At 67.1% G+C, this 15665-nt stretch carries 16 protein-coding genes; 6 read left to right on the forward strand and 10 right to left on the reverse strand.

The window, feature by feature from the left end; genetic code table 11:
* Window positions 1–24 precede the first annotated feature (24 nt).
* Together DEU38_RS01680 and DEU38_RS01685 are read left to right on the forward strand one after the other, a co-directional pair.
* Window positions 25–1485 carry an MFS transporter gene (locus tag DEU38_RS01680; RefSeq protein WP_114718376.1) on the forward strand — a complete coding sequence of 487 codons (1461 nt, stop codon included), beginning with the start codon at window positions 25–27 and terminating at the stop codon, window positions 1483–1485.
* A 113-nt stretch (window positions 1486–1598) separates the two neighbouring features.
* Window positions 1599–1877, forward strand: coding sequence for a hypothetical protein (locus DEU38_RS01685; RefSeq protein WP_114718377.1), 279 nt, complete (start codon window positions 1599–1601; stop codon window positions 1875–1877).
* 159 nt (window positions 1878–2036) lie between these two features.
* Here DEU38_RS01685 and DEU38_RS01690 read toward each other — a convergent pair whose 3' ends face one another.
* Together DEU38_RS01690 and DEU38_RS01695 are read right to left on the reverse strand one after the other, a co-directional pair.
* Complete coding sequence (locus DEU38_RS01690; protein ID WP_258557594.1) at window positions 2037–2633, reverse strand: hypothetical protein; 597 nt, start codon at window positions 2631–2633, stop codon at window positions 2037–2039.
* 82 nt (window positions 2634–2715) lie between these two features.
* Complete coding sequence (locus DEU38_RS01695) at window positions 2716–3495, reverse strand: SDR family NAD(P)-dependent oxidoreductase (RefSeq protein WP_114718379.1); 780 nt, start codon at window positions 3493–3495, stop codon at window positions 2716–2718.
* 159 nt (window positions 3496–3654) lie between these two features.
* Between DEU38_RS01695 and DEU38_RS01700 the strand changes: the two genes are divergently transcribed.
* Window positions 3655–4548 carry a LysR family transcriptional regulator gene (locus DEU38_RS01700; RefSeq protein WP_114718380.1) on the forward strand — a complete coding sequence of 298 codons (894 nt, stop codon included), beginning with the start codon at window positions 3655–3657 and terminating at the stop codon, window positions 4546–4548.
* Window positions 4549–4785: 237 nt separating this feature from the next.
* Here the strand turns inward: DEU38_RS01700 and DEU38_RS01705 are convergent, their stop codons facing one another.
* The 3 genes from DEU38_RS01705 to oxc all read right to left on the reverse strand — a co-directional run bounded on the left by DEU38_RS01705 (window position 4786) and on the right by oxc (window position 7993).
* Entirely contained in the window at window positions 4786–5025 is a 240-nt protein-coding gene (locus DEU38_RS01705; RefSeq protein ID WP_258557595.1) for a hypothetical protein, read from the reverse strand.
* A 104-nt stretch (window positions 5026–5129) separates the two neighbouring features.
* A complete protein-coding gene (locus DEU38_RS01710; protein WP_114718381.1) occupies window positions 5130–6314 on the reverse strand; it encodes a CaiB/BaiF CoA-transferase family protein in 1185 nt (394 codons plus the stop codon).
* The gene (gene oxc, locus DEU38_RS01715; RefSeq protein WP_114718382.1) at window positions 6311–7993 is read right to left on the reverse strand and encodes an oxalyl-CoA decarboxylase; all 1683 of its coding nucleotides are present in this window, start codon (window positions 7991–7993) and stop codon (window positions 6311–6313) included. The genes DEU38_RS01710 and oxc overlap by 4 nt, the downstream gene beginning before the upstream one ends.
* A gap of 195 nt (window positions 7994–8188) precedes the next feature.
* On the opposite strand from oxc, the gene DEU38_RS01720 reads away from it, so the two are divergent.
* Together DEU38_RS01720 and DEU38_RS01725 are read left to right on the forward strand one after the other, a co-directional pair.
* Window positions 8189–9241, forward strand: coding sequence for a saccharopine dehydrogenase (locus DEU38_RS01720; RefSeq protein ID WP_114718383.1), 1053 nt, complete (start codon window positions 8189–8191; stop codon window positions 9239–9241).
* Window positions 9238–9855, forward strand: a complete 618-nt coding sequence (locus tag DEU38_RS01725; RefSeq protein WP_114718384.1) for a TetR/AcrR family transcriptional regulator — start codon at window positions 9238–9240, stop codon at window positions 9853–9855. Before DEU38_RS01720 ends, DEU38_RS01725 begins: the two co-directional genes overlap by 4 nt.
* A gap of 30 nt (window positions 9856–9885) precedes the next feature.
* Here DEU38_RS01725 and DEU38_RS01730 read toward each other — a convergent pair whose 3' ends face one another.
* The 5 genes from DEU38_RS01730 to DEU38_RS01750 form a co-directional block, all read right to left on the reverse strand.
* Window positions 9886–11355, reverse strand: a complete 1470-nt coding sequence (locus tag DEU38_RS01730; protein WP_114718385.1) for an FAD-dependent oxidoreductase — start codon at window positions 11353–11355, stop codon at window positions 9886–9888.
* A gap of 91 nt (window positions 11356–11446) precedes the next feature.
* The gene (locus DEU38_RS01735; RefSeq protein ID WP_114718386.1) at window positions 11447–11863 is read right to left on the reverse strand and encodes a carboxymuconolactone decarboxylase family protein; all 417 of its coding nucleotides are present in this window, start codon (window positions 11861–11863) and stop codon (window positions 11447–11449) included.
* On the reverse strand, window positions 11860–12762 hold the full coding sequence (locus DEU38_RS01740) for an NAD(P)-dependent oxidoreductase (RefSeq protein WP_258557596.1): 903 nt from the start codon (window positions 12760–12762) through the stop codon (window positions 11860–11862). Before DEU38_RS01740 ends, DEU38_RS01735 begins: the two co-directional genes overlap by 4 nt.
* Window positions 12759–13508: an SDR family oxidoreductase gene (locus tag DEU38_RS01745; protein ID WP_114718387.1), complete on the reverse strand. Its 750-nt coding sequence runs from the start codon at window positions 13506–13508 to the stop codon at window positions 12759–12761. Before DEU38_RS01745 ends, DEU38_RS01740 begins: the two co-directional genes overlap by 4 nt.
* Window positions 13509–13534: 26 nt before the next feature.
* A complete protein-coding gene (locus DEU38_RS01750; RefSeq protein WP_114718388.1) occupies window positions 13535–15007 on the reverse strand; it encodes an aldehyde dehydrogenase in 1473 nt (490 codons plus the stop codon).
* A 95-nt stretch (window positions 15008–15102) separates the two neighbouring features.
* On the opposite strand from DEU38_RS01750, the gene DEU38_RS01755 reads away from it, so the two are divergent.
* Window positions 15103–15663 carry a TetR/AcrR family transcriptional regulator gene (locus DEU38_RS01755; protein WP_114718564.1) on the forward strand — a complete coding sequence of 187 codons (561 nt, stop codon included), beginning with the start codon at window positions 15103–15105 and terminating at the stop codon, window positions 15661–15663.
* The last annotated feature ends 2 nt before the right edge of the window (window positions 15664–15665 follow it).

Below are 15665 nucleotides of genomic sequence, written 5' to 3' on the forward strand. Positions count from 1 at the left end.
CCACGAGTGAAAGGGAGTCATGTCATGTCTGTTTCGACCTCTGCCGGCGGATCCGACGAACCGCAGGTGTCCACGCGCACTGCCGCGACCGAACGGCCGACCCGATACTGGGTTCGCACGCTTCTGATCCTGCTCCTGCTCACGGAGCAGTCGGCGCTGGGCTTCTCGCTCTTCGCGCCGACCCTGCCGAAGGTTGCCGCCGAGTTCCAGACCACCCAGGTGGTGTGGGTGATGACGGCCTTCACGCTCTCGGGCGCGGTGGCCTCACCCATCATCGGCAAACTCGCCGACCTGTACGGCAAGAAGAGGATGCTCGTCGTCACCGCCGCGATCGGTGCGCTGGGCGCGTTGATCTCGGCGATCGCGCCGACATTCCCGATCCTGGTTGCCGGACGCTTCCTCTCCGGTGCCGGCTTTGCTTGTCTCGCGCTGGGGTACACCCTCATTCGGGACACGTTCCCGACCCGGTTGCAGCCCATCTCGATCAGTATCGCCAATACGGGTGTCGGTGCCGTCGGTGTCGGTGCGCTGCTGCTCAGCGGTGTGCTCATCGACCACCTGGGTATGCGGTCTGTGTTCTGGTTCGCGTTCGGATTCTGCGCGGTCGGCGCCCTGCTGACGTTCTTCTTCGTGCCCGAGACCCCGATTCGTGCACACGCACGCATCGACTGGTTCGGCGCGGTTCTGCTCGCGGCGAGCATGTTCGTCGTCCTGGTCGGACTGTCCCGCGGCAAGGAGTGGGGCCTCACCGACGGTCGCACACTCACGTGCGTCGGTATCGCCCTCGTCGGATTCGCGGTGTGGGTGTGGTGGGAGCGACGCACCGAGGAACCACTGATCCGTCTCGACCTGATCACGAAGCCCGCGCTGCGGTACACCCTCATCGGCGGTGGCATCGCGTACGGTGCCACGACCCTGCTGGCCAGCCTCACCCCGATGCTGCTGCAGGCCCCGGAGAGCACCCCGTACGGCTTCGGGCTGTCCGCCACCGAGATGGCGGGGTGGTTGCTGCCCGGCCAATTGATGATCGTGGCAAGTGGATTCATCGTCGGGGCCACCGCGCGCTCGATCGGTTTCCGCAACCACCTCATCTTCGGCGCGGTGTTCATCGCGATCGCGGCCGCCGTCCTGTCCGCCGTTCCGACGGTTCCTGCGGTCATCGTCGTCGCGTGGATGCTGTTCGGCCTCGGCTGCATGATCTACGCCGCCGTCCCCAATCTCGCTCTGCTGGCGCTCCCGGAGACCGAGCGCGCCGTCGGATCGAACTTCGTCGGTGTCGCGCAGACCCTGGCCGGCACGCTGATCTCCACGATCGGCTTCACCGTCCTCGCCCACTACGTGCTCGCGACCGACGGACAGGGTGTTGCCTACGAATCCGCCGGATTCCGAGGTGCGTTCCTCGTCGCGGCGGGCGCTGCGGCACTCGGCGCGCTGGTGTCCATCGCCGTGCCGAAGATCAAGCAGTCCGTCTCGTCCCTCAATTAGTCTCCCGGAGACATCGAATGCTTCCCGAACCGAGATTCGTCGACACCAACGGCGTCCGCCTCGCCGTCTTCGAGGTGGTGCCCGAGCAGGTCACCCGCGACGTGTGAGCACTGGTGGACCAGGATGGCGAACGCTTCTCCCGGCTCTTCATGCGCCGCGACACCGGTGCGGGTACGAACCTGTCCCGCGCCGGCCGGCACGATCCGGAGTCGACGAGCTACATCCACTGGCTCGCCGACGACGAATCCACCTGGCCCGGTGAGGTGGTGCTCGACGCCGAGGAACTGCGGTACTACGAGGACACATACTCGTGGACTCGCCCATCCGGTACTTCTGATGGGGATTGGCGCCCAGGTTTCGGTGCGCCACATTACGCTCAGAGATTGACCTGACATCCGATGGCAGTTCGAGTGTGGACGACACAAGGAGCCAGCCTTCACTCGATACTCTCGCCCGAGGGCTGCCTCCCACCCGTTCAGTGTGGTCGGACCCGATCGTGATGGTGAAACCTGACGTCAGGATCCACCATCACGACGGGCTTCTTGCGTTCGTTACTCCGGGAGTTCGTACTTGTCGATCACGGACTCGAGCAACTGTGCGGCTCGGGAACCGCTGATGACGTCCTCAGACGCAACCTTGTTGACAGTCTTGGAACTTGCATCCTCGTAAACGTGTTCGCCGATCAATCGGACGTCGTTGTCGTAGTGCCAGACGAATGCGAGCGTGCGACGGACCAGGTAATACGCGTCAGCGTCGTACTCCGAAGCACTGCTGGACGTGCTCTCATCGAGACTGCCGAAGACGTTGTCACCAAGCATCTTTCCCGGAACAAACTGACTGAATTCCGCCTCGCCGGCGAATCCCCAGTCCGCGACCGCCATCTTCTGCTTGCCCGTCCACATCACCAGCATGTCCATGCCGGCCAGTGTCTGGTAGAAGCCGCGAACCTCGGTCATTCCGTCGAGGATCACACCTTGGCCGCCTTCGAAGACCCGGTAGTGAGGCGAGTCGACGGTCATATTGGGAGCGAGCAGTTCGTCGTAGCGTCCCGACACCTCCAACAGGCCATGGCGGCGGTAGTTGACAAGAATCTTGCGGTGGATGGGATTGGTGGTGCTGTCGATGAGGGTGTCGATGTCGTCCATCATGTGGACGAACTCCTCCTCGTACGAGGTTCGGGGGGCTGCTGCCGGCAGGTCGGAAAATGCTGTGCTCATTGTTGTTCTCTCCCTAAAGGTACTTGCTGAGGTCGGGGTAGCTGCCGACTTCGTAGCCGCCGTCGACAACAAGGCTGGTGCCGGTGATGTAACTGGCGCCCGCTCCCGCCAGGAAGATTGCGGGAGCGGCGAGCTCTGCGGGCTGTGCAGGACGCTTGAGAACGGCATTCGCATAGAACTCGTCCATGATGCCTTCGTTCTCGAGGATGAAACCCGCCATCGGAGTCTCGACGAGTCCGGGAAGCACAGTGTTGACGCGGATTCCGTGCCGGGCCAGCTCCAGTGCGGCGTTCTTGCCGAACATCTCCGCGCCGGCTTTGCCCGCGGCGTAAGCGCTTCCGCCGTACAGGGGTAGGTGTGCGTTGACCGAGGAGATGTTGACGATCGCGCCACCGACTCCCGTCCGGATCATGGACTGCGCGACGTATTTGGTACAGAGGTAGACGCCAGTGAGCACCACGTTCATGGTGAAGTGCCAGTCGGCTTCGGCGAGATCGGTGATGGGGGCGGGGCGCAGTCCGCCCGCGACGTTGAACAGGCTGTCGATTCCCCCGAGGGAAAGTTCGGCCTTCTCCACCGCGGCTTTGACGTCGTCGGGTTCAGCGACGCTGCCGGAAAACGTTGTGTAGGAACTTCCGAGCTTCTCGGCCGCCGCGGCCAGACCGTCCTTGTCCAGATCGAAGGCAAGGACGGAGGCTCCGGAGGCGATGAGTTGCTCGGCAATCGCATAGCCGATTCCGGATGCGGCGCCGGTGATGAGTGCTCGTTGAGGAGACTTCGCAGTTGCTGACATGGGTTCCCGTCTTGGATGGCTTTCGGGTGGTTGAAGGCCCGATCATGTTCCGGCTCTTGGATTTCTTCCGGTCTCAAACACCTTGACACCGTGCGGCTGACCAGTAAATTGAGATCCACGACACAGGGTTAAGTAGTTGCTTCATCGGAGGAGTCGGTTGTGTCCTCGTTCTTGAATCTGACTTTGGTCAATTCGTTGGAGGTGCTGATCGAAGAGGGAAGCTTCGCGCGTGCGGCGGCGCGATTGTTCGTCACACCGCCGGCGATGACCCAGCAGATCCAACGCCTGGAGGGCGCCGTGGGTTACAAGTTGGTCGAGCGTGGCACCACCCCGATCCGGCTCACCGACCGTGGCAGGGAGTTCATGGTGCATGCGGGCGCCGCGCTGGCGTCTTCGCGCATCGCGCTGGGAGAAAGGACCGACCAGGAGGTCCTGCGAATCGGGTTCATCAATGGCTTTCCAGGCCGGAGAGACGAGGGTTTTCTGGCGGACTTCGCGGCGAAGAACCCCGGTGCTCGGCTGCAGTTCATCCAACTCGAGTGGGGTGATCAGCTTTCGCGACTGGCTCGTGGTGACGTCGATGCGTCTCTCGCTCGTCCACCCTATCGAGAGATGGCGGACAAGTTGGACCGCATTGTTGTGCATCGAGAGAAGCGGGTGGCGGCGGTGCCAGTCGACTCGGCACTCGCGACGTATGGGGTATTGACCCTCGGGGACCTCGACGGCTACGCGGTCGTCGGCGCAAAAGGCATCGCCCGTGAGTGGACGAAGGAGTGGGTGGTAGACCCTCGTCCCAGCGGACGGATCGTTCAGTATGGTTGCTGGGCAGCAACAATGGAGGAGGCGATCAACGGCGTTGCGCTCGGCGGCAATGTTATGATCACCGCGCAATCGGTGGCCAATCGCTATCAACACGACGGCGTCACCTACCGAGACATTGCTGACGTGGACCTTTGCCAGGTTGATCTGATTACTCGATCCGCAGACCGTAGACCACTCACCAAAGAGTTGCGCCGCGCAGCTCTTGCTCGACTTGACGACTTGACGACTTGACGCCCATCCCCGCCCAGTGCGCGATACTCGAGCCCCTCTGGGGTGTCGATGAGGATGCCAGCCCCAGTCGGTCGGAGTGCTGAGTGTCAGAGCGATGAGTATTGATTGGTTACAACAACTTTGGCGGCCTATCCGTTCCCGATATCGAGTGGTTGTCGGATGGAATCGAAGGGCGCTGCGCTTGTCGCATCGGCGCAGCTCGTCCGTGTCACCGCGCCCGAGGTGTGACGCTACGGATCAGCGTGCCGCGGCCTTCGCGGGTCGGCGCGTCCGCCGGGCGACGGTCGGTTCCACGGTTTGGCGGATTCGTGCGTCGAGGGCTTGAACCCCACCGACGATCAGACCGACGACTGCGCCCCAGATCGCCGACACGACGAGACCGAGCAGTAGCGCGAGCGCGTAGGTGCCGATCCCCTGATGGGTTTCGAAGCTGAGGAACACGATCCGCACCAGATTCCCGACGGCGACGCCGACCACGGTGGCGAGAAGGCCGGCGAGAAACGGGCGGCGGACCTCGCACTGCAGTCGCGCCCAGACCGCGGCAGGAGGCCACGGTCACGCTCACGCCCCGCGGTTGATCCTCACGCCCCGGGACGCGGCGCGAACTCCCGGCGCAGGGCGTCGCCGCAGTCGTCGAGCGTCGGCGACGGAATGGTCGATCCCAGCGAGTCCCAGGTCCCGAACTTGAGCGGCGTGCCGGGGACGTCGAAGCCGCCGACGTTCTTGATCATCCCGCGTACCGCGATCTGGTCCAGCTTGCGGGTGTCGTCGACGTTGAGCACGATCCCCACCGGCACGCCCGCCTCGATCAGCCGTCCTCGCCATGCCTCGCCGGTGTCGGACTTGAGCACGTCCTCCATCGCGGTCTTGAGTTCCGCGTGATTGGTGCAGCGGTCGACATTGGTGGCGAACCGGTGGTCCGACGGAAGATCGGTCAGTCCCATTGCCTCACACATGAGTTCGAAGAGGTGGTCGTTGCCGACGGCGATCGCGATGGGGCGGTCGCGGCACTCGAACGTGTCGAATGGGTACATGAAGGGGTGCCGGTTGCCGAGCCGTGTCGGCCGCACGCGTGGGCCGAGGGCGTCCATCAGTCCGTGCTCCATAAACGCGAACGTGCTGTCGAGTATCGCGACGTCGATGGTGGTGCCGCGGCCGGTGCGTTCGCGGGCGACGAGGGCGGTGACGATGCCGCAGTAGCCCATGACCCCCGCGATGATGTCCGAGATCGACGTGCCGACCCGGGTCGCCGGACCGTCCGGCCAACCCGTGGCGTCCATGATTCCCGACAACGCCTGGATCACGGTGTCGTAGGCCGACTCCTGGTGCATCGGGCCGTACTGGCCGAACCCCGACACCGAACACACGATCAGCCGCGGATGCTCGGCGACGAGATCGTCGGGAGCCAGGCCGAGGCCCGCCATCACCCCGGGCCGGAAGTTCTCGACCACCACGTCGGCGTGCGCGATCATCGTCCGGACCACCGCCATGTCGTCGGGATCCTTGAGATTCAGTGCGATGCTCTCCTTTCCGACGTTCGCGAGGCGGTAGTACTCGGAACTGCCGTCGTCGGCGAACGGGCCCATCTGCCTGGTGTCGTCACCGATGCCGGGCCGCTCGATCTTGATCACTCGTGCGCCGGCGTCGGCGAGCATGCGCGTGCAGGTCGGTCCCGACAGCACGTGCGTGAAGTCGACGACGGTGATGCCCTCGAGGGCTTGCGGTTTGGTGGGATCGAGATGGCCGCCGGGATCGTGTTCGGTCATGTTTCCTCCTCGTGCACCGGACGATTGAGCTTCTGTAGATGCCCGCTCTCGGTGCCGGCCGCGGGATCGATGACACAGTGGATGAGGGCCGGATCGGTCGTGGTGAGGGCGGAACGGAGCGCGGACGCCACCTCGTCGGGGGTCTCGGCGTGGTAGCCGACGCCGCCGAAGGCCTCGATCAGCGTGTCGTAGCGGCTCGAGTGCAGCAGCACCGTCGGGGCCGGATCCGCTGAGCGCGTATTGATCTCGTCACCGCGGTAGACGCCGCCGTTGTCGAACACGATGACGATCACGCGAAGTCGGTAACGGCAGATCGTCTCGATCTCCATGCCGCTGAAGCCGAAGGCGCTGTCGCCCTCGATCGCGACCACCGCCGCGCCGGTCTCCACGGCAGCGGCGATCGCATAGCCGAGGCCGACGCCCATCACGCCCCACGTTCCGGTGTCGAGTCGATGCCGGGGACGGTGGATCGGAATGATATTGCGCGCGTTGTCGAGAGTGTTGGCGCCCTCGCTGACGACGATCACGTCGCGGTGTGTGTCCAGCACGTCCCGGATCGCGCGGAGCGCTACCGCGAAGTTCATCGGATGCGCGTCGGCGTACAGTCGGGCCTCCATCTTCTCGGTGTTGGCGCGCTTGCGTTCGTCGATCTCGCGCAGCCAGTCCGGTGCCGGGGTGATCCGTCCCGGGCGCAACGCCGCCAGCAGCGACGCCGTCGACGACGCGATGTCGCCGAGGACCGGGGCCGCGATCGGACGGTTGCTGTCGAACTCGGTGGCGCTGATGTCGAGTTGTACGAACCGGGCGTCGGGCGACCATTGCGGTGGCTCGCCGTGCTCGAGCAGCCAGTTGAGGCGCGCGCCGACGAGCACCACGACGTCGGCGCTGCGCAGGACCAGGGAGCGGGCCGCGGCCGCGGACTGCGGGTGATCGTCGGGCAGCAGACCCTTCGCCATCGACATCGGCAGGAACGGTGCGCCCGTGGCCTCCACGAACGCGCGGATGTCGGCGTCGGCGCGGGCATATGCCGCACCCTTGCCGAGGACGATCAGCGGGCGCTGCGCCTGCTCGAGCAGGTCGATCGCGCGCGTGACCGCGTCGGGTGCCGGTATCTGACGCGGCGCCGGATTGACGATGGGGGGTCGGCGCGTGCGCGGTGCCGACGCCGTCAGGACCCGCGCCGGCAGATCCAGGTACACCCCGCCGGGGCGGCCCGAGACCGCCGCGCGGATCGCACGTCCGACGCCGACGCCGATCATGGCGGGGGAGTCGACCCGGTAGGCGGCTTTGGCGAACGGTCGCGCCGCCGCCAGCTGGTCGAGTTCCTCGTAGTCGCCCTGCTGCAGGTCGACGATCGAACGGTCACTGGACCCGCTGATCTGGATCATCGGGAAGCAGTCGGTGGTGGCGTTCGCGAGCGCGACGAGGCCGTTGAGGAAGCCGGGCGCGGACACGGTGAGGCAGATGCCGGGACGTCCCGTGAGGTAGCCGGCGGCCGCCGCGGCGTGCCCGGCGGCCTGCTCGTTGCGGAACCCGAGATAGCGGATGCCGCGGGCCTGCGCCGTGCGGGCGAGGTCGGTGATCGGGATGCCGGCGACGCCGTAGATCGTAGTGACGCCGGCGGCTTCGAGCGCGTCGACGACGAGGTCGTTCCCGTCGGCAGTCTCGGAGTCGGCCATGTGAACATCCCCGAACGGTCGGACTCCGCCTCGATGGGCGGCGGTCTTCTCCGAGTATCCCCCCGCGGGGTCCGCAGGTCAGCCCGCGCCGACATGCCGGACCGAAACGTCCGTCATGTCCACCACGCGAGCACCCCGACCGGACGAAGTCTGCGCACCTCGACAGAATTGGTCATATGACCTATTTTTGATCTCATGAACGACGAACTCGCGCACGACCCCGCCGGACCGGTCCTGATCGTCGGCGGATACGGCACCGTGGGAGCGGCCCTGGCCGACCTCGCCGGACCCGAGTGGCCGTTGCTCCTCACCGGTCGCAACCCGGACAGGGGTGCCCTCCTGGCCGAGCGGCACGGGGCGTCCGTGCGGCGCTGGGACCTGTCCGACCCGGAACCCTTCGCAGCGGGTGTCCGCGCCGTGGTCGGTGCGGTCAACGACCCGGGCGATCGGGTGCTCCGGGCTGCGGTGAGGGGCGGCGTGCCCTACGTCGACATCACGCGGTGGACCTCTCGCCTCACGCGCGCGGTCACGGTCGCAGCCCTCGCCGAACCGACTGCACCGGTGTTGCTTTCGTCGTCCTGGATGGGCGGCGTCACGAGTATCGTGGCGGCCGCCCTCGTCGCCGAACGAGGCGGTGACGCGACGTCGGTCGACATCGCGATCCGATATGACGTGAAGGATTCTGCCGGGATCGACTCTGTGGACTTCATCGATCGGCTCGGCTACGACTACGAGGTGCGGCGCTCCGGCGTTCCGGTGACCGTGGCGCCGCTCTCCGACACCCGATGGGTGGACATCGGCGGTTCGCGGACCAAGGTCGCGCGCCTCGACACCCCCGAGCAGTTCACACTGCCGTTGACGCTGGGGGTGGACACCGCGACGACGCGGATCGGTTTCAGCTCGAACTCGGCCACGACCGCCCTCCTTGCGGCGAAGAAGGTCGGGTTGTTTCGGTGGGGCCGCGGCGAACGATGGACCTCGGTGCGCCGATCCCTGCTGTACTCACCGGGCGACGGGGGTAGCGCACAGATCCGCATCGACGTGGCCGGTGATGCCACCGCCACGTCCGCGACCATCGTCGATCCCCGCGGACAGGCGCATCTCACCGCGGTCGGTGGATTTCTGGGGCTCCGCCGGGTGCTCGCTGCCGACGCGGTCGCCGGAGTCACCTTCCCAGAACTGCATCCGCGTCTCGACTCCGCGCTGCGGGAGCTCGAGGAGCAGGGGGTGGAAGTATTGACGTCATGACCATGTCCAAGGGCGCGCAGCGGCAGGCCGAGCTGCTCGACGCCGCCGAACGTGTGCTCACCACGCGGGGCAATGCGAACGCCGCGCTGCGGGACTTCGCCGCGGAGGCCGGGGTGCGGATCGGCCACCTGCAGCACTACTTTCCCACCCGCGCCGACCTGATCAGGGCGGTGCTCGACCGTGCACTCGATCGTTCGCTGGCGCGCCTGTCCGCCGCCACGGGGCAGCCGGTCGGCGGCGGTGACGCGAGAACCGTGACACGCGAGGACACCGCGCGGATGCTCCGGGTGCTCCTGTCCGAGCAGGACGACCCGGCCTGTCTACGGCTGTTTCGGGAAATCTGGGCGATCGCCGGGGGGGACGAGCAGACCGCGGCGGTGGTGCGCGCCTTCTATCGCACGTACGTCGGACACGTCGCCGACCTGATTGCATGTGCCCGGCCGGCGTTGCCCGCGAATCGGCGAACAGCGTTGGCGGAGAACGTTGTCAGCCTCCTCGAAGGATCCGCCGTCGTGCGTTCGGAGATCGGGGTGCGGCGGACGAAAGCGGGAGACGTCGAGATGGTTCGAGCCGCGGTGATGCTGATCCACGGCGACGGAGGCCGCCCGGCGTGACCGCCGGGCGGCCTCCCCGTCGTCCGACTGTCAGCCCTTGGCCGCGCTGATCCCGGCCCGACGGCCGAAGAAGCTGCCGTCGCCCAGAGACGTGCCGCTCGCGTAGCCCCACGCACAGACACCGGCGGTGCAGCGTCCGGCCGCGAAGAGCCCCGGGATGGGATCGCCCGACACGTGCAGCACCTCCGAGTTGGTGTTCGTGCGCAGGCCTCCGAGCGTGAAACCCGCGGTGAAGTTGCGCAGGTCCAGTGCAGCGATCGGCGAACCGATGGGCTTGACCCACTCGGGCTTCTTACCGAGGACCGGGTCCTGACCGTTCTCGGCGTGCTTGTTGTAGACCTCGACCGTCGACTGCAGGGTGCCCTCCGGCAAGCCCATCTCGGACTCGAGTTCCTCCACCGTCTCGGCCACCCACTTGGGCTGGAAGCGGAAGAACGGTGTGGACGACGGCGTCGTCTTCGCCTCCTCGTACGCGTCCTCGTCGATGATCAGGTACGCCTGATTGTCGTTCTGCAGCAACGTGAGCTGACCGATGCGGCCCGGGTAGGTGTCCTCGTTGACGTAACGCTGGCCGCGGCCGTTGACGAGGATGCCCCGCACCATCATCTGCGGGTCGCCGAAGAACGCGACCTCCGTGGCGTCCATGTGCGCCAGGTCGGCGCCGAGGGCCTGCGCCATGCGGATCGAGCGGCCGTCGTGCTCCTCGATCGCGGCGCCGGGACGCCCGATCAGCCGCGGTGCGAACGCCTCGACCATGTCCTTGTTGTACGCGAAGCTGCCGGTCGCGAGGACGACACCCTTGCGCGCGCGGACCACGACATCCTTGCCGTACTGCTTGGCCTGCACACCCACGACGCGGCCGGAGGCGTCGGTGATCAGCGTCTGTACCCGCATGTCGTACTGGGCGCGGACGCCGAGCTTCTCCGCGGTCTCCACGAGCGGCTTCATCAGCATGTAGCCGCCGCCCTTCTCGCCCACCTTCTTGTCGGCCATCTGCGGGACGTGCCCGCGCGGGGCCGGGGTGGCGATCGCGTTGAACGGCGCCGCGTTCTCGCCGCCGGAGTACATGAGTCCGTCGTCGAACGGCGTCTCCCAACCCGGCTGGCCGTAGAAGCTCTCCTTGAACGGGACGCCGCACTCGACCAGCCAGTTGTAGTGGTCGACGCTGCCCTCGCAGTAGTCGGTGACCTTGGCTTCGTCGGCGCCGGGCCCGAGGGCCGCCATCATGAACGTCTTCATGTTCTCGGTGGTGTCGTCGAACCCGAGTGCCTTCTGCAGCGGGGTGCCGCCGCCCATGTAGATGAACCCGCCGGCCAGCGACGCCGCGCCGCCCCAGCCGCCGGCCCGCTCCAGGACCAGGACTTCCGCACCGGCGCGGGCGGCCTCGACGGCGGCGCTGACGCCGGCGATGCCGTAGCCGGCGATCACGACGTCGGCCTCGTAGTCCCAGGTCTCGATGCTTTCGGCGGACAAGGGACGAACGGGGGTTGCCTCGGACATTGGGGTAGATCCTTTCGACGCGCAACGGGTAGAACGTGTTCTATAAATTAGTATCCGCGCCGAGGACGGTCGCCGTGCCCGAATCGCCGGACTATCCGTCTCGCTGCTTCTCCGCCGCGCGTGCCGCCTTCCTCCGGTCGGCCTTGACCGAGATCAACGCGTTGTTCAGCCCGGTGCCGAGGGGCCAGCCCACGTAGTGACAGAGGAAGATCGCGGCCTCCTCCACCTGCTGCTCGGTCAGCTCCTCGTTGTGGAGGGCGGCGTTGATCTGGATCTTCGCGACGTCGCTCTGGCCCTGCGCCGCGATCGCGCCGAGGAGGAGCAGGCGCCGGTCGCGGATGCTCAGCCCGGGCCGGGTCCAGATGTCGGCGAACAGGTGGTCCGCGGTGACGGCGAAGAAGTCGCCGGGCACGTCCGACGGCATCTCCCAGCCGTACACCTGGTTCATCATCGCGACTCCCCGCGCGCGAGTCTCCGCCGCGGCCGCGTCGCCGTTCGGGTGGGTCATGCGTGCTCCTTCTGATCGGGGGTGGAATGGTCCGCGGCGGCCCCGGTGCCGACGCCCAGTCCCGGGCCGAGTCCGGTCAGGGCGCGCCGGGCGAGGGGCAGGTCCACGTCGAAGCGGTCGCCGAGGCCGAGCGCGAGCGCCAGGTCCTTCTCGCCGAGGTTGCGGACGTGGGAGAGGATCGAGAACCACGGGTCGTCGTCGGAGACGGGGGCCGTGGTGTCGCGCAGCATGATCGCGCCGGCGCCGCCGGTGATGGCGTCGGTGTGGCGCACCACCTTGCCCAGTGCCCGGATGTCCAGCCCGGCGGCCTCGGCCAGACGCTGGGCCTCGGATGCGGCGGTGAACGAGACGAAGTGCAACAGGTTGCGTGCCAGCTTCATCCGGGTGCCGGCACCCACCGGTCCCGCATGGATCACCAGTTCGGCGAAGTGGCCGAACGGCTCCCGCACCGACTCGAACGCGTCGTCGCTGCCGCCGACCATGACCGCCAGTCGTCCCTGCCGGGCCCCGGGAGCGCCCCCGCTGACGGGAGCGTCGACGAGGTCGACGCCACGTGCCCGGCAGGCGTCGGCGAGTTCGACAGCGGTCACGTCGCTGATGGTCGAGTGCACGGCGATCACCGTGCCTGGGCGGGCGGTGGCCAGGATGCCGTCCGGCCCGGTGACGACGTCGCGGACCTGGGTGTCGTCGAGGACGGTCACCGAGATGACCGTCGCCCGGTCGGCGACCTCGGCCGGCGTGGCCGCGGCGATCGCGCCGGCCGTGGTGAACGGTTCGAGTGCCTCGGCACGGGCATCGCACACGACGAGTGTGCCCGGCCGTTCGAGCAGGCGGGTCGCCATCGGCGCGCCCATGTTGCCCAGGCCGATGTAACCGACGGTGGGAAGTGCGGTGCTCACGACCGGATCACCTGCCCGCCGTCGACGTTGAAGATCTGGCCGGTGATCCAGCTCGCCTCGTCGGAGAGCAGGAACAGGCACATGCCGACCAGGTCGTCGGGGGTGCCCATGCGCTGCAAAGGAATCCGCTTGACCATGTCCGCGACGATGTTGCCGGGCGTGACGGTGCGGGTGGCCTCGGTGTCGATCGGACCGGGTGCGATGGCGTTGATCCGGATGTTGGACCAGCCCAGCTCGAACGCGAGCTGCTGCGTGAGACCGTTGATGCCGACCTTCGCCAGCCCGTAGAAGTTGGAGTACACCCAGGCGGCGGTGGACGACTGGTTGACGATGGAGCCGCCGCTCGCCCGCATGTGTGGCACGACGGCCCGGCACACGTTCAGTGCGCCGTCCATGTTCACGCTCATGAACTTCTTGTAGTAGTCCCACGGCACCGTCAGCAGCGAATCGATCTTCATGCCGCCGTAGATCGCGGCGTTGTTGACGAGATGGTCGATGCGGCCGAACTTCTCGATCGTGAACGAGGCCAGCTCGAGCGCCGAATCCGGCTCGGCCACATCCACTTCCTTGAACACCGCCGATCCGCCGTCCGAGGAAATCTGTTTGGCGACGGTCTCGCCGAGCTCGCGGTTGAGGTCGGCGACGACCACGTCGGCACCCTCGGCGGCCAGTGCGCGGGCGTAGCTTTCGCCGATGCCCTGCGCGGCGCCGGTTACGATGGCGGTGCGTCCGTCGAAACGTCCCATGTCCGTTCTCCTTACGTCGACTCGCTCTATGCCGTTGCGGGTTCCGCGACGAGCTTGGTCTCCAGGTACTCCTCGAATCCGGCCACACCCATCTCGCGGCCGATACCGGACTGCTTGTACCCGCCGAACGGTGCGTCGGCGGCGTACCAGACGCCGCCGTTGACAGCGAGGGTGCCGGTGCGCACGCCCGCAACAACTCGGTCGACGCGTCCTCTGTCGGTGCCCCACACCGAGCCGGACAGCCCGTACGGGGAATCGTTCGCGATGCGCACGGCGTCGTCGTCGCCGTCGTGGGGGAGGATCACCAGGACCGGCCCGAAGGTCTCCTCCTGAGCCACCCGCGAGGAGTTGTCCAGCCCGGAGATCAGGGTGGGTTCGACGAAGAAGCCACGCTCGTGCTCGGCGGGCCGGCCGCCACCGACGACGATCGTCCCGCCCTCCTCGACGGCGAGCTTCAGGTAGCTCTCCACACGGGCGCGCTGGCGCGCGGAGATCAGTGGTCCGCAGACGGTTCCCTGCGCGGCCGGGTTGCCGGGACGGATCCCCGACATGGTGCGGGCGGTGGCGGCGACGGCGTCGTCGTAGCTCTCCCGCGGCACCAGCAGGCGCGTAGTGATCGCGCAGCCCTGGCCCGCGTGGGTGCAGACGGTGAACGCCGCGACCGCACACGCGGTGGCCAGGTCGGCGTCGTCGAGGACGATGAACGCCGACTTGCCGCCCAGCTCGAGGAACACCTTCTTGAGGGTCTCCGACGCCGCCGCCATGACCGCCTTGCCCGTCGCCGTGGAGCCGGTGAACGAGATCAGGTCCACCCGCGGGTCCCGAGAGAGCTGGGCGCCGAGCCGGTGGTCGGTGGAGGTGACGATGTTGACGACGCCGGCCGGGATGTCGGTCTCCTCGGCGATCACCTTGCCGACCAGCGCCGCACACCACGGGGTGTCGGGCGCGGGCTTGAGCACCACGGTGTTGCCCGCGGCCAGGGCGGGGCCGATCTTCGCGAAGTTGATCTGGTGCGGGAAGTTCCACGGGGTGATCGCGCCGACGACGCCGATCGCCTCCTTGAGGAGCCGACGATGGGTCCGGATGCCCATCGGCGACGCCACCCCGAGATCGGTTTCCCAGCAATAGGACTCGGCCAGGTCCGCGAAGTACCCCAGGTCGGCGATCGGACCTTCCAACTGGGGGCCCGCGGTGAGCATCGTGGGTGCACCGACCTCGGCGACGGTGATCTCGCGGAGTTCCTCGACGTGCGACTGCAGAGCGTCGCGCAGTTGCCGCAGACACCGCGCGCGAAAGGCGTGATCGCGGGACCACGTGGTGTCGTCGAACGCGTGTCGCGCCGCCGCGATGGCCGCGTCCATATCGGATTCGGTGCCCTCGGCCGCGTGTCCCAGGACCTCTTCGGTCGCGGGATCGATCACGTCGAACACGCCGCCCGCGCCGGGGACGAGCTTGCCGTCGATCAGAAGCGCGGAACTGTCGGTCGGGCGAAGCGTCATCTCGTGGCCTCTCCAAGTCTGTTCGGAATCCGACTGGACATGTGTCTGGACCGTAGTCCGTGAGCGTAGTAATGTCCAGACACGTGTCCAGTGAAGTGCACTTCGAATCGACACGCCGTCGTCTCAGTGAACGGCAGGCCGACACGGTCGACCGCCTCACCGCGTCGGCGGTCGCGGTGCTGCACGAGGAGGGGTTCGCGGGACTTACGGTCCGCGCGGTGGCGTCGAGGGCCGGGGTGGCGCCGGCCACGGCCTACACGTACTTCTCCTCCAAGGAACATCTTGTCGCAGAGGTGTTCTGGCGGCGTTTGGCGCAGGCGCCGGAGCCCGACCCGGTCGACGGCGGTCGCATCGATCGGGTCGTCGCGGTGCTGCGCGGGATCGCACTGCTGATGGTCGACGAACCCGCACTGGCCGGCGCCGTGACCAGCGCGCTGCTCGGCCGGGACCCGGACGTGGAACATCTGCGGACCCGTATCGGAATCGAGATCCGTCGGCGCCTCGGCGACGCCCTCGGTCCGGGTCCCGATCCCGATCTGGTGGAGACGCTCGAACTTCTCTACTCGGGGGCGCTCGTGCACGCCGGCATGGGATACGGCTCCTACCAACGACTTGCCGATCGACTCGAAACTTCCGTCAAGCTGATCCTGGAGTGACT

This window comes from Rhodococcus sp. AG1013 (assembly GCF_003350365.1).
Classification (GTDB): domain Bacteria; phylum Actinomycetota; class Actinomycetes; order Mycobacteriales; family Mycobacteriaceae; genus Prescottella.